The organism is Granulicella sp. 5B5 (assembly GCF_014083945.1).
Lineage (GTDB): Bacteria > Acidobacteriota > Terriglobia > Terriglobales > Acidobacteriaceae > Granulicella.
On sequence record NZ_CP046444.1, the window covers coordinates 2,455,606 to 2,468,762 of the forward strand.

General features: G+C 63.4%; 10 protein-coding genes. 8 read left to right on the forward strand and 2 right to left on the reverse strand.

The window, feature by feature from the left end; genetic code table 11:
- Positions 1 to 51: 51 nt before the first annotated feature.
- The 6 genes from GOB94_RS10300 to GOB94_RS10325 all read left to right on the forward strand — a co-directional run bounded on the left by GOB94_RS10300 (position 52) and on the right by GOB94_RS10325 (position 8,639).
- Positions 52 to 1,464, forward strand: coding sequence for a pectate lyase (locus GOB94_RS10300; RefSeq protein WP_182275841.1), 1,413 nt, complete (start codon positions 52 to 54; stop codon positions 1,462 to 1,464).
- Positions 1,465 to 1,582: 118 nt separating this feature from the next.
- Positions 1,583 to 2,923, forward strand: coding sequence for an NAD(P)/FAD-dependent oxidoreductase (locus tag GOB94_RS10305; RefSeq protein ID WP_182275842.1), 1,341 nt, complete (start codon positions 1,583 to 1,585; stop codon positions 2,921 to 2,923).
- An 83-nt stretch (positions 2,924 to 3,006) separates the two neighbouring features.
- Positions 3,007 to 6,090, forward strand: a complete 3,084-nt coding sequence (fdhF, locus tag GOB94_RS10310; protein ID WP_182275843.1) for a formate dehydrogenase subunit alpha — start codon at positions 3,007 to 3,009, stop codon at positions 6,088 to 6,090.
- A 38-nt stretch (positions 6,091 to 6,128) separates the two neighbouring features.
- Positions 6,129 to 6,590: a DUF1641 domain-containing protein gene (locus GOB94_RS10315; protein WP_182275844.1), complete on the forward strand. Its 462-nt coding sequence runs from the start codon at positions 6,129 to 6,131 to the stop codon at positions 6,588 to 6,590.
- Between the two features lie 149 nt (positions 6,591 to 6,739).
- Entirely contained in the window at positions 6,740 to 7,480 is a 741-nt protein-coding gene (locus GOB94_RS10320) for a YIP1 family protein (protein WP_182275845.1), read from the forward strand.
- 106 nt (positions 7,481 to 7,586) lie between these two features.
- Complete coding sequence (locus GOB94_RS10325) at positions 7,587 to 8,639, forward strand: site-2 protease family protein (protein ID WP_182275846.1); 1,053 nt, start codon at positions 7,587 to 7,589, stop codon at positions 8,637 to 8,639.
- A 17-nt stretch (positions 8,640 to 8,656) separates the two neighbouring features.
- Here the strand turns inward: GOB94_RS10325 and purM are convergent, their stop codons facing one another.
- Positions 8,657 to 9,733 carry a phosphoribosylformylglycinamidine cyclo-ligase gene (purM, locus tag GOB94_RS10330; protein WP_346265617.1) on the reverse strand — a complete coding sequence of 359 codons (1,077 nt, stop codon included), beginning with the start codon at positions 9,731 to 9,733 and terminating at the stop codon, positions 8,657 to 8,659.
- Between the two features lie 173 nt (positions 9,734 to 9,906).
- On the opposite strand from purM, the gene hemL reads away from it, so the two are divergent.
- Together hemL and GOB94_RS10340 are read left to right on the forward strand one after the other, a co-directional pair.
- Complete coding sequence (gene hemL / locus GOB94_RS10335; RefSeq protein WP_182275847.1) at positions 9,907 to 11,223, forward strand: glutamate-1-semialdehyde 2,1-aminomutase; 1,317 nt, start codon at positions 9,907 to 9,909, stop codon at positions 11,221 to 11,223.
- Positions 11,224 to 11,339: 116 nt separating this feature from the next.
- On the forward strand, positions 11,340 to 11,771 hold the full coding sequence (locus GOB94_RS10340; RefSeq protein WP_182275848.1) for a cytochrome c: 432 nt from the start codon (positions 11,340 to 11,342) through the stop codon (positions 11,769 to 11,771).
- A 2-nt stretch (positions 11,772 to 11,773) separates the two neighbouring features.
- Here GOB94_RS10340 and GOB94_RS10345 read toward each other — a convergent pair whose 3' ends face one another.
- Complete coding sequence (locus GOB94_RS10345; RefSeq protein WP_182275849.1) at positions 11,774 to 13,144, reverse strand: MFS transporter; 1,371 nt, start codon at positions 13,142 to 13,144, stop codon at positions 11,774 to 11,776.
- Positions 13,145 to 13,157: the final 13 nt, after the last annotated feature.

Sequence of the window (13,157 nt, forward strand, 5' to 3'; positions counted from 1 at the left end):
GTGGGATGGAGACAGCCAAAAGTCCTGTCTGAACAGGTAGGATGGTTGGCTATGCGCGCGTTGATGCTTTCGTTGGCGGTGGTTCTGGTGCCGGGCTTCCTTTCGATGGGTGCGGTGGTGGTGGGGAAGAATGTGCCAGTTGTGCCGCTGACGGAGGCACGGATTCGGGCCGAGGTGACGAAGGGCGAGCAGCGGGCGTGGATCGAGTATCTGCATCGGTCGGCGGAGCAGATGGCGGCCGATAAGGCGGCGCTGGCGAAGGAGAGGGTGGGAATGGTGGAGGTTCCGGGGCTGCCGAAGCAGGGGTTTTCCGGACGTGCGATGCGGCTGCAGGGTGGGGATGCGTTTTATAAGAGCGACGAGGCGCGGCGGACGGGGGACATCATCGTGTCGTTCCAGACGCCGGCGGGTGGGTGGTCGAAGAACCTGGCGATGGATGAGCCTCGGCTGAAGGGGCAGAGCTATACGACAGGGAACCTGGCGCCGGTGGCGGAGCAGCCCGGAGACTTTGACCAGCCGAAGGACCCGAACTGGCACTATGTGGGCACACTGGATAACGATGCGACGAACACGGAGCTGCGGTTTCTGGCGGAGATGTCGGCGGCGTGGCCGGGGCATGAGGGCGACAAGTATCGCGCGGCGGCGCTGCGGGGGTATGAGTACCTGTTGCGGTCGCAGTATCCGAATGGTGGCTGGCCTCAGGTGTGGCCGCTGGAGGGTGGCTACCATGACGCGATCACGTTCAATGATGGTGCGGTGATTGAGTCGTTGGAGACGCTGACGAAGGTGGCCGATGGGGTGAAGGTGGTGACGGCTCCGAGCGAAGAGGAGATCCAGTTTGCGAGGCTGAGGACTTATCCTGGCGGACAAAAGATGGAACTGCCAGAGGCTAGCACGGAGGACTATACGTTTGTGCCAGCGGCGTTGGGGGCGCGGGCGCGGGCCGCGGTAGCGAAGGGGCTGGCGCTGGTGCTGCGGGCGCAGATTCGGGTTCCTTCGATGGAGGGCAAAGGGACGGTGCTGGCGGTGTGGGCGCAGCAGTACGATCCATTGACGCTGGAGGCGTGCTCGGCGCGGAACTATGAGATGCCTGCGCTTAGCTCCGGCGAGAGCGCGGATGCGATGGCGTACCTGATGAGCCTGGATCATCCTTCGCGTGCGGTTGTGCGGTCGGTGGATGCCGCGGCGGCGTGGTTCGAGGCGCACAAGATTATGGGGTATGAGTTTGTCGGCGGGCGCAATACTCCGGGTGGGCGGCATCTGGAGAAGAAAGATGGCGCAGGGCCGCTGTGGGCGCGGTACTACTCGTTGACAACGGGCAAGCCGATCTTTGGGGACCGCGATAAGTCGATCCATGACGATGTGATGGAGATCTCGCTGGAGCGGCGGAATGGGTATGCGTGGTACTCGGGTGGCGAGGAGAAGGCGCTGGAGGAGTATGGCGCCTGGAGGCGCAGACAGTAGTGGGTAGAGAGTAGAGAAGAGCAAAGGCCTTCACGCAGAGTACGCGAAGGTTTTAAAGAAAGTTGCGCAATGTAGAACAGGCAAAAGCAAAAGCCCAGGCGCTTGCATCGAATGCGATATGGGTGATGCGTTTGATGTGGTGGTGGTTGGCGCGGGGATGGCGGGACTGGTGGCGGCGCGGGCGCTCAGGCAGCGTGGGCTGAAGGTGTGCGTGGTGGAGGCCCGTGAGCGTGTCGGTGGACGCGTACTGTCTGTGAAGACGGCCGACGGCGGCGTGGCGGAGCTGGGTGCGGAATTTGTGCATGGTCGCGCGCCGGAGCTGTGGACCCTGATTGAAGAGGCTGGCTTGCGCACGGTGGAGCGCGAGGGGCCGATGCTGCGTGAGGATTCTCCGGGTGGGCTGGCGGTCGATGACGGCGAGAGCGAGGCGATGTTTGAGCCTCTGGAGACACTGAAGACCTATGCCGGTGAGGACATGCCGTTCGCGGAGTGGGCGAAGACGACGGCGATGGAGCCGTGGGAGCTCGCCATGGCGACGAGCTATGTGGAGGGGTTCAATGCGGCGGATGCGCGAGTGATCGGGGTGAAGGGGCTCGGTGCGCAGCAGGCGGCGGAGGATGCCAGCGAGGGCGACCGGTCGTGGCATGTGGTGGGCGGGTATCAGCAACTGGCGGAGTACCTGGCGGCGGAGGTGAAGGCGCTGGGTGGTGAGGTGCGGCTGCGGCATGAAGTGACGGCAGTACGGTGGCGCGAGGGCGAGGTGGTTGTCGAGAGTTCGCAGGGCGCAGTCTGCGTAAAGCTGCGCGCGGCGAAGTGTGTTGTGACGCTGCCGCTGAGTGTGTTGCAGCGTGTGAACGCCGGTGGCGTGACGATGGAGCCGGAGCCCGCGGCGATCGCTGAGGCGAAGCGGATGGCGATGGGTGAGGCGGTACGGTTCACGCTAGTGTTTCGTGAGCCTTGGTGGCAGCACACGGCGGATGAGAACGGGCTGGAAGAAGGGACGCTGGCGAAGATGAATTTTGTGTTTACGCCGCAGCGGATGCCGCCGGTGTGGTGGACCTCACACGCGGAGGAGAACGAATTGCCGCGGCTGACAGGATGGGTGGGTGGACCGCGCTCTGAGACGTTGCGAGAGAAGAGTGCGGGGGAGCTCGGCATGATTGGTTGTGCGGCGCTGGCGGAGGCGTTTGGAGTGGAGTTGGGGGCGGTTCAGGCGGCGTTGTTGGCGTGCTATGTGCATGACTGGAGCGGAGATGCGTTCTCGGCGGGCGCGTATAGCTATGTGCCGGCGGGTGCGATGGATGTCCCGGCGGCGATGGCGTGGAGCGAGCGCGGGACGCTGTACTTTGCGGGCGAGCATACGGATGTGACGGGGCACTGGGGCACGGTGCATGCAGCAATCCGGAGCGGGTTGCGTGTGGCAGAGCAGGCGATGGGGGAGTCGAGCGCAGGTCGGTAATCGGGAATTCTTTTGGCGCGATAAACGAGCTGTTCGAAGGAGTCTTCCGTAACGAACGCGGACGGCGTAGCATCCTAGGCATTATGGCGAATTCGAAACCGTTGATGAACTGGCCCGTTGCGTTTGTTGCTGACACCACCATTACCGTCGACGGCGCTGCTGTGGCTGCGCAGGTGGGCGAGCCGCTGATCTCGGCGCTGAACCGGGCGGCGGAGTTTCGTGGAGCGGACAAGGTGCCGCAGGTTTGTTACCTTCCGGCGATGGGAGCGATCGGCTCGTGCGATACGTGCATGGTTGAGATTGGTGGGCAGCTGGTGCGGAGCTGCGAGGCGAAGGTGGTCGGCGGCGAAAAGGTGCTGACGGGGCTCGCTGCAGGGAGTGAGCTGGCGGACATTGCCCAGCGCGACGCGTTCGACCGGTTACTGGAGAACCACATGCTGTACTGCACCGTGTGCGACAACAACAACGGCAACTGCACGGTGCACAACACAACGGCAGAGCTCGCGGTGAAGCACAACGCGCGGCCATTTCGTGACAAGGGCTATCCGAAGGACATGTCGAACCCGTTCTATCGCTATGACCCCGGTCAGTGCATTTTGTGTGGAAGATGTGTGGAAGCGTGCCAGAACGTGCAGGTGAATGAGACGCTGACGATCGCGTGGGACCGCGAGATTCCGCGGGTGTTGTGGGATGGGGGCGAGAAGATCGACGGGTCGAGCTGCGTGAGCTGCGGGCACTGCGTGACGGTGTGTCCGTGCAACGCGCTGATGGAGAAGTCGATGCTGGGCAGGGCCGGGTATCTGACGGACACGCCGGACAACGTGCTGGAGACGATGATTGACCTGGTGAAGAACGTGGAGCCGAGCACGGGGTATCCGCCGATCCTTGCGCTGAGCGAGGTGGAGTCGCACATGCGCGAGGAGCGCATCAAGAAGACGAAGACCGTGTGCACCTACTGCGGCGTGGGTTGCAGCTTCGATGTGTGGACGATGAAGGACGAGGGGGCACGCGAGATCCTGAAGATTGAGCCGAGTGAAGGCGCGGTGAACGGCATTTCGACATGCGTGAAGGGGAAGTTTGGGTGGGACTTTGCGAACTCGCCGGACAGGTTGACGAAGCCGCTGAAGCGTGTGAAGCAGATGGGCGTGACCGGCGTGGTGGAGGAGACGTTCGTCGAGATTGAGTGGGACGAGGCGCTGCAGATCGTCGCGGATAACTTTACGAAGATCAGGAACGAGCATGGGCCGGATGCGCTGGCGTTTATCGCCTCGTCGAAGTGCACGAACGAAGAGAGCTACCTGATGCAGAAGCTGGCGCGCGCTGTGATCGGCACAAACAACGTGGACAACTGCAGCCGCTACTGTCAGACGCCGGCGAGCAAGGGGCTGAGCCGCACGGTGGGCATCGGCGGCGACTCGGGTTCGATTGCGGACCTGGAGGTCGCGGATGTGGTGATTATCGTCGGCGCAAATACGGCGGAGAGCCATCCGGTGCTGGCAACACGCATCAAGCGCAGCCATAAGCACCGCGGGCTGAAGCTGATTGTGAGCGACCTACGCAAGAACGAGATGGCAGAGCGGGCTGACTTGTTCATCCGTCCGAACCCTTCGACCGATGAGGTATGGCTGCAGGCGGTGACGAAGTATCTGATCGACACGAACAGGCATGACCAGGCGTTCATCGACAAGTGGGTGGACAAGTGGCCGGAATTTTTGAAGTCGCTTGAAGGCTACACGCTGGAGCATGCGGAGGCGGTGACGGGGATTCCTGTGGCGACGCTGAAGGAGCTCGCGGACATGATCGCGGGTAAGAAGGTATGCGTGTGCTGGGCGATGGGGGTGACGCAGCACTGCGGCGGCTCGGATACATCGACCGCAATCTGTAACTTCCTGCTGGCGACGGGGAACTTTATGAAGCACGGCACGGGCGGGTATCCGCTGCGCGGGCACAACAACGTGCAGGGGGCTTCAGATTTCGGTTCCATGCCGGATATCTTCTCGGGCTATCAAAAGGTGGATGACCCGTCGATCCGCGGCAAGTTTGAGGCGGCGTGGGGTGTGACGCTGCCGACGACGACGGGGCTCGACAACCGGCAGATGATTCATGCCGCGCTGGAGGGCAAGCTGAAGTCGATGTACATCAAGGGCGAGGATACGATCACCAGCGACGCGAACGCGACGGAGGTGGCCGAGGCGTTCGGGATGCTGGACTTTTTTGTGGTGCAGGACATCTTCTTCAGCGAGACGTGCCGTTATGCCGACCTGGTGCTGCCGGCGTCGCCGTCGCTGGAGAAGGACGGCACGTTTGTGAATACGGAGCGCAGAATTCAGCGGCTGTACAAGGTGTGGGAGCCGCTGGGCGAGTCGAAGCCGGACTGGGAGATCATTCAGTTGATCGCGCAGAAGCTGGGCGGCGCGGGCGGTTGGAACTACTCGCACCCGAGCGAGGTGATGGATGAGGTGGCGAAGCTGACGCCGCACTTTGCGGGGGTTTCGTACGAGAGATTAGAGGGCTACAAGACACTGCAATGGCCGGTGGCGGCGGATGGTACGGACACGCCGCTGCTGTACACAGAGAAGTTCGCGCTGCCCGGCGGCAAGGCGACGTTCTGGCCGCTGGAGTATGTGCCGCCAAGCGAAGAGACGAACGAGACGTACGACCTGCACCTGAACAACGGGCGGTTGCTGGAGCACTTTGAACAGGGCAACATGACGCTCCGTGTGCCAGGCATCGATGCGATTACGCCGGAGAACTTTGTCGAAGTGTCACCAGAACTTGCCGCGGAGCGCGGGCTGCATAGCGGAAGCTGGGTGCGGCTGGAGAGCCCGTACGGGCAGATTCGCTTGAAGACCCTGGTGACGGACCGCGTGCAGGGCAAGCAGATGTATATGGGCATGATCTCTGTGCTGGAGCCGGTGAACCGGCTGACGAGCTCGCACGTGGACCGTACGACGCACACGCCGGCGTACAAGGAGCTGAGCGTAAAGCTGACGGTGCTGGAAGAGCGCGGCACGAACCCGCTGCTGCGGAGGAACTTCCGCAACGGCACACGCACGCCTACGATGGGCGTAGAGGTGGAGCTCAAGCGGGCGCGCGCCGACTATCACGTGCCGGGGTCGATGAAGAAGGACCGGCTGGTGCAGATTGAGACGATGAAGCCGGTGTAAGGCAGGGAATAGGGAATAGGGAGTAGAAAGAGGCAGAGATGGCGCATCCGATTACGTTCAGGCCGAAGCCGCATGATCCGCATGCGGAGTTGATAGAGAGAGTGGAGGCCGCGCCCGCGGAACATGGCCAGGCGTTGCTGGCGGCGTGGGACCTTCTGCAGGTCGCGCACGACAAGGGGATGCTCGATCTGGCGAAAGGGCTGATCGGGGGCAAGGATGTGATTGCGGGCAAGCTGGCCGAGGCGGCGAACCTGCCGGAGTCGGTGGCGGCGATCCGCAATGCGATGGCAGGTGCGCGTCTGCTCGGGTCGGTGGACCCTGACATGCTGCAACGGCTGGCGCAGGCAATGGAAGGGGCCGCGCGGCAGCACAAGCAGGAGAAGGAGCCGCCGAGCTTGTGGCAGCTCTTCAAGCGCGGCACGTCGAAGGATGCGCGCAGGGGGTTATCTTACCTGACGCATGTGCTGACGGCGCTGGGCCGGGCTATGCGCGGAGAATAGCGGCGCAGAGAGTAGCGGCGCGCGGGGAGTGGCGGCGCGATCGCCATGCCCCGTTGGTGGGAGCAGGGCACAAAGAAAAGTTTTCACAGCATTCGCGTGCAGGCGATACACTGCCGTCATCTCCGGATGGCGGTTATGAGGTGTATGGAATGAGCGATGAAGCGATGGTGCAGTCCGGGCAGGGGCTTTCGCAGGTAGAGCGCGTGGTAGACACGTTCATGGCGCCCTCGAAGACGTTTACGGACATTCTGCGCGATGCAAGCTGGTGGCTGCCGTTTGTGCTGAGCCTGGTGATCGGCGTGTTGCTGACGTCCGCAGTGGTGCAGAAGGTGGGCTGGGAGCAGTTGGTGGACAACCAGGTGCAGTCAAGCCCGACGCTGCAGTCCAAGATTGCGACGCTGACGCCGGTCGCGCTGGCCGCGGTGCACAAGCAGATGATCCTGAGTTTCAAGGTCGGGCTGTTCGGCGGCCCGCTGTTTGCGTTGCTGATCGTTTTGATCGTTGCGGTCGTGCTGTGGCCGACGATCAACTTTGTGTTTGGCGGCAAGGCTGAGTTCAAGCGAGTGTTCTGCATGGTGAACTATGCGTATCTGCCGCTGGCGATCAAGAGCCTGGTGGCTGCGCTGACGCTGTACCTGGGCGTAGCCGCGGACAACTTTACGCTCGACAACATGCTGGGCACGAACGTGGGCTACTACTTCTCGACGCCGGGGCCGCTGAAGACGCTTTTGAGCTCGTTTGACGTGTTTACGGTGTGGGTACTGATACTGATGTCGATCGGCCTGGCGATCGTTGCGAACACGAAGAAGAGTGCAGGGTTCATTTCGGTGGTGGGCTGGTGGGTCGTCACCGTCCTCCTGACGACGGTCTCCAAGGCGGTGTTCGGATAGGACCAGCAGACACGCAACGACGAAGGGCACGCTGCAATCGCAGCGTGCCCTTTGTGTTTATGGCGATAGCCGGCGGTTTAGCGGCAAGGACTAAAATGAAAGGAGCATGAGTAGTGCATCCGCGATTCCGAATGTGCCGGCGCCACCGCAGGCTATCCACAACTGCCCGGTGTGCAGCCACTGGTTGCCGGAAGGCACATTGGCGTGCCCGGACTGCCGGGCGCTGATCTATGGGCAGTACCTGAGCCAGCTGGCGTTTGAAGCACAGCAGCTGGAGCAACAGCAGAAGTGGAACGAGGCGCGAGGGATGTGGCAGATCGCGCTGACCTGGCTGCCAGCGGAGACGCAGCAGGCAGCGGGGATCGCGCAGCATGTGACGCGGATCGACGCGCAACTGAAGGCGGCTGAGGAACAGAAGGCGAAGTGGACCAAGCGGCTGGGGCCGTTTGCGCCGATCGCGCTGTTTCTGCTCAAAATCAAGTCGTTCCTGTTCCTGATCTTCAAGCTGAAGTTCCTGCTGAGCTTCTTTGCGTTCTTCGCGATCTACTGGGCGCTGTTTGGGTTCCAGTTTGCGGCGGGGTTTACGCTGTGCATCCTGATCCACGAGATGGGGCACTATGTGGCGGTGCGTCGGCGCGGACTCAAGGCGGACATGCCGTTCTTTCTGCCCGGGATGGGCGCTTATGTGCGTTGGTATGGGCAGGGCGTCAGCCGCCCGGATCTAGCCGCGATTGCGCTGGCCGGGCCGTTGTTCGGGTTGGCGTCGGCACTGGTGTGCTTTGCGATCTTCTGGGGCACGCACAGCCCGCTGTTCCTGGTGCTGGCGTATACGGCGGCGTGGCTGAACTTGATCAACCTGATTCCGCTGCTGGGGCTGGATGGCGCGCATGCGGTGATTGCGCTGTCGGCGCTGCAGCGCGGGCTGGTGGCGGGGACGTGCCTGCTGTTCTTCGCGCTCACGCTGGGGCCGACGCTTTCGACTGAAAACGTGCAGTGGGTGTTTCTGGTGGTGGGCCTCACTCTGCTATGGAAGGTGTTTACGCGCGACCAGCCGGAGACGGGCGACCTGAAGTCGTTCGTCTACTTTCAGTCGCTGGTGATCGTGCTAGGAGCGTTGCTGGTGTACACGTATCCGCTGGTGGCGCGGCTGCAGCCGTAGCGAGAACGCCTCTTCCCTTAGCTGTAGACGACCTTCGCGCTGGGTTTGCGGACCACGCGGCCCATCACGATGGAGCGCTCGTTCATGCGGGTGAGCACCATGCGCGCCTTCTTGAGGAGCGGCGCCGGCACCACTGCGACCATGCCGATGCCCATGTTGAAGTGGCCGAGCATCTCGTCGCGGGAGAGCCCGCCGAGCTGCTGCAGATGCGCGAACAGCGGAGGTGCGTCCCAGGTGGAGCCGTCGACGTGCGGGGCGAGGCCGCGGGGGAAGATGCGTGGGAGGTTCTCCGTGATGCCGCCGCCGGTGATGTGCGCGAAACCGCTGACGACCTCGGCCTGGATGAGCTTGCGGATGGGCGCGAGGTAGCTGCGGTGCGGGCGCATGAGCGCCGCCGCCACCTTGTCGCCGAGCTCGTTCACATACTGCGTGGGCGCGTAGCCGGCGATGTCGAAGAGGAGCTTCTGCGCGAGGCGGTAGCCGTTGGTGTGCAGGCCGTTGGAGGGTAGGCCGACGAGGCAGTCGCCCTCCGCAATGGCCGAGCCGGTGAGCAGCCGCGGGCGGCTGACGACGCCGGTGATGAAGCCGGCGAGTTCGTAATCGTCCGGGCCGTAGAGCGAAGGGGTCTCGGCGGTCTCGCCGCCCAGCAGCGCGCAGCCGTTGGCGCGGCAGGCGTCCACCAGGCCGGAGATGATCTGCTGAATGACCTCGGGGTCAAGCCGGCCGGTGGCGAAGTAGTCGAGGAAAAAGAGAGGCGTGGCGCCCTGCACGGCGATATCGTTGACGCAGTGGTTGACGAGGTCCGCGCCGATGGAGGCGTGGAGGCCGAGCTGTGCGGCGAGCTGCAGCTTGCTGCCGACACCGTCGGTCGAGGAGACGAGGACGGGGTCGGGGAAGCGCTCGGCGTCGAGCTGAAATAGGCCGCTGAAGCCGCCGATCTCGGAGAGTACATGCTTGTTGAAAGTGCGGCGGGCGAGGCCTTTAATGCGGTCGTTGGCGAGCAGGCGCGGGTCAGTCGGCATCAACCCGTGGTCCTCGTGCTCGATGGCACGGGCCGGGGTGGAGAGAGCGCCGTTCTCTGAGGGGTGTTTCACGGTAAAAGCCTCGAGGGAGTGGTGCAAGAACCGGAGAGGGCGTGGCGGGGGCCGCGTCCTCAAGCGATGACGGAATCGAAGTTGAAGTTCTGGTTATGTGTGTATCGGACCGGAAAAAGCGAAACAAAAGGCGTGATGGGGTCAGTGTATCAGCGACTCCTATACTGGAAAGTATGAAGCTTTCGTTTTCGCGTTCGGATGCCCTGCAGAGCCGGGCTGAGAGATATTTGCCGGGTGGTGTGGACTCGCCGGTGCGTGCATTTCGCGCGGTGGGCGGGCATCCGCCGTTTGTGGAAAGCGCGACGGGTGCGTACCTGATCGACGCGGACGGGAATCGTTTTGTGGATATGTTCGGCAGCTGGGGACCGATGCTGCTGGGTCACGCGTACCCGCCGGTGGTGGAGGCGATCCAGGCGGCAGCGGCGAAGAGCGCTTCGTTTGGCGCCAGCACGGCGGCGGAGGCCGACCTGGCCGAGCTGGTAACGCAGTGTTTTCCGTCCATTGAGAAGCTGCGATTCGTCAGCTCCGGCACCGAGGCGTGCATGAGCGCGATCCGGCTGGCACGCGGATTTACGGGCAGGCCGTTTTTTATCAAATTTGAGGGCTGCTATCACGGCCACTCGGACGCGCTGCTGGTGAAGGCAGGCAGCGGTGTGGCGACGTTCGGCATACCGGGCTCGGCGGGCGTGCCGGAGGAGACGGTGAAGCATACGATCGCCTTGCCGTACAACGATCTGGCCGTGGTGGAAGCGGCATTTGAGGCGCGGCCTGCGGAGATTGCCTGCGTGATTCTTGAGCCCGTCGTCGGCAATGCCGGCACGATTGCGCCCGGGCCTGGCTATCTGGCAGGGTTGCGCGCAATCACGAAGAAGTATGGCGCGCTGCTGATCTTCGACGAGGTGATGACGGGATTCCGGCTGGCTCCGGGCGGAGCGCAGGAGCTGTACGGCTTTACGAGCGGCGAGAACGCCCCCGACCTGACGACGCTGGGCAAGATCGTCGGCGGCGGGCTGCCGGTGGGTGTGTTTGGCGGGCGCAAGGAGATCATGGACCACCTCGCGCCGCTGGGGCCGGTGTATCAGGCCGGTACGTTGAGCGGGAACCCGCTGGCGATGGCCGCAGGAATCGCAACCCTGAAGGCGTTGCTGGCAGAGCGAGATACGATCTATCCCAAACTGGAACAAACGACAGCGGCGATTGCCGACGGAGTGGGGAAGCTCGCGGCCGAGCTGGGGGTTGGCATGACGATCAACCGCGTGGGCAGCATGTTCACGTGGTTCTTCACACCGGAGCCGGTGACGGACTTTGCCAGCGCGGCGAAGTCGAACACGGAGGAGTTTGCGGCGTTCCATCGCGGCATGTTGGAGCGCGGTGTGTGGCTGCCGCCGAGCCAGTTTGAGGCGGCGTTTGTGAGCGCGGCGCACGGCGAGCACGAGGTCAACCTCGTGCTGAAGGCGGCGCACGAGGCGCTGCACCAGATGGTCCGATAAAAATGATGGCGGATATAGCGGGTTGAGGCGTATGGTGGCACGCTGACATACCGAACGAGCAGGCGTGCGCGCTGAATCTGGCAAGCGGTCGATGCGCTGCTCGACAGGAGACTGCCATGTGGAGACCACTGCTGTGTGTCTCGACGCTGTCCGCTTTTCTGCTGATGGGGGCCGCGCTGCAAGCGCCAACGGCCGGCCCTGCTCCCGCACAGAGCCCCGCACCCGCACCGATTCCACCTGAAGCCGCGGCGATGGTGAGCCCGGTGAAGGTCACACCGGAGTCGCTGGCCCATGCGAAGAAGATCTATGGGTACGACTGCGCCATGTGCCATGGGGACAACGGCAACGGCAAGACCGACCTGGCGAAGCAGATGAACCTGACGCTGAAGGACTGGACCGATCCCGCATCGTTGAAGGGGATGACGGACGGGGAGCTGTACTACATCATCCTGAAGGGGCGCGGCAGCATGTCCGGCGAGGAGGGCCGCGCGCCGCCGGCGGTGCTGTGGAACATGGTGGCACTGGTGCGGTCGTACTCCAAACCGTAACCTTAAGCGAGGGCCGGGTGGTCTTCGGGCTCCATCCAGAGTTTGCCGGCGACGATGAGGACGGCGAGCATCGCGGTGCAGATGGCGAAGACGCTGCGCACGCTGGTGTGGTCTGCGAGGATTCCGGAGAGCAGCAGGCCGAGGATCTGTGCGCCGAAGACGGCGGACATCGTCGTTGAGCCGACGCGGCCCATCAGTTCGGCGGGTGTCTCCTCTTGGATCAGGGTCTGCGAAGGCACGATGATGCCGGCGCAGGCGAAGCCGATGAGGAAGCATCCAAAGACCGTGATGATGACCGGCACAGTGGTGTGCAGCAGCGGCAGCGTGATCGCAGCCAGCGGCGCGGCGGCCAGCAACGCTGTGCCGAGCGCGATTCCGCCGAGGCCCAGGTAGACCTGCGTGGTGTTGGGGATGCGCTTGGCGAAGACGTTCAGGATGTTGACGCCGCCGAGCAGGCCGATGCCGATGGCCGCGCTGGTGACGGCGAAGATGGTGGAAGGGGCGTGCAGGGTATCGCGCACATAGACGGCGATGAGCGGGCCGAAGCAGCCGAGCACGAACATGCCCGCAGCCAGCGCAACGATGACGAAGAGCAGTGCGGCGTGGTGCAGGATGAAGCTGCCGCCGACCTTCATGTCCATAAAGATGCGGCCGATGGCCGAGGCCTGCGAGGTCTTCTGGATTTCGGCGGCGGCTTCGGTATGCGGGTTGCGCGGTACGATCAGCGTGAGCGAGGCGATCAGCGAGCCGGAGGCGAGGAAGCTAACGGCGTCCAAGCCATAGCAGGCGCGTGCCTTGAAGGTATTGACGATGATGATGGCGATGGGTCCGCCGATGATGCGCATGATGAACATGACCTGCTGCATCAATGCGTTGGCGGAACGCAGCCCGTGGAAGGGCACGGCCGAGCGGATCGCCACGCCCTGCGCGGGCGAGAAGAAGCTGGAGAAGATGCTGATGGCGGCCATCACCGCGTAGAAGCCCCAGATGCTGTGCACAAAGAAGAGCAGCAGGCAGAGCGCAGCGCGGGTGAAATCGCTACCGACCATGGTCAGCTTGAGCGGCCAGCGGTCGACGAAGACGCCGGAGATGACGCCCAGCACAGCGATGGGCAGCAGATAGGCGACGTTGAGCCCGGTGACCTGCTGCGGCGTCGCGTGCAGTTGGAAGGTGATGATGTCGATCACCGCGAAGAGCGCGAGGAAGTCGCCGAAGACGCTGACGATCTGCGCGTACCAAAGGCGGCGCAGCGTGGGCACGCGCAGCACCTCGGCCATGGAGAGTTGCTCCACAGCCGGCACCGGCACGGGTGCGGCTTCAGCGGGCGCGGCGATCAGTTCCGGGTCGAGTTCGTTGAAGGCGGCTTCACTCATTCAGATTTACCTA

What these genes read in the sequence shown, in the direction of transcription:
- GOB94_RS10300 (WP_182275841.1), top strand. Translation starts at nt 52, where the DNA reads ATGCGCGCGTTGATGCTTTCGTTGGCGGTGGTTCTGGTGCCGGGCTTC.
- GOB94_RS10305 (WP_182275842.1), top strand. Translation starts at nt 1,583, where the DNA reads ATGGGTGATGCGTTTGATGTGGTGGTGGTTGGCGCGGGGATGGCGGGA.
- fdhF (WP_182275843.1), top strand. Translation starts at nt 3,007, where the DNA reads ATGGCGAATTCGAAACCGTTGATGAACTGGCCCGTTGCGTTTGTTGCT.
- GOB94_RS10315 (WP_182275844.1), top strand. Translation starts at nt 6,129, where the DNA reads ATGGCGCATCCGATTACGTTCAGGCCGAAGCCGCATGATCCGCATGCG.
- GOB94_RS10320 (WP_182275845.1), top strand. Translation starts at nt 6,740, where the DNA reads ATGAGCGATGAAGCGATGGTGCAGTCCGGGCAGGGGCTTTCGCAGGTA.
- GOB94_RS10325 (WP_182275846.1), top strand. Translation starts at nt 7,587, where the DNA reads ATGAGTAGTGCATCCGCGATTCCGAATGTGCCGGCGCCACCGCAGGCT.
- hemL (WP_182275847.1), top strand. Translation starts at nt 9,907, where the DNA reads ATGAAGCTTTCGTTTTCGCGTTCGGATGCCCTGCAGAGCCGGGCTGAG.
- GOB94_RS10340 (WP_182275848.1), top strand. Translation starts at nt 11,340, where the DNA reads ATGTGGAGACCACTGCTGTGTGTCTCGACGCTGTCCGCTTTTCTGCTG.
- GOB94_RS10345 (WP_182275849.1), bottom strand. Translation starts at nt 13,144, where the DNA reads ATGAGTGAAGCCGCCTTCAACGAACTCGACCCGGAACTGATCGCCGCG.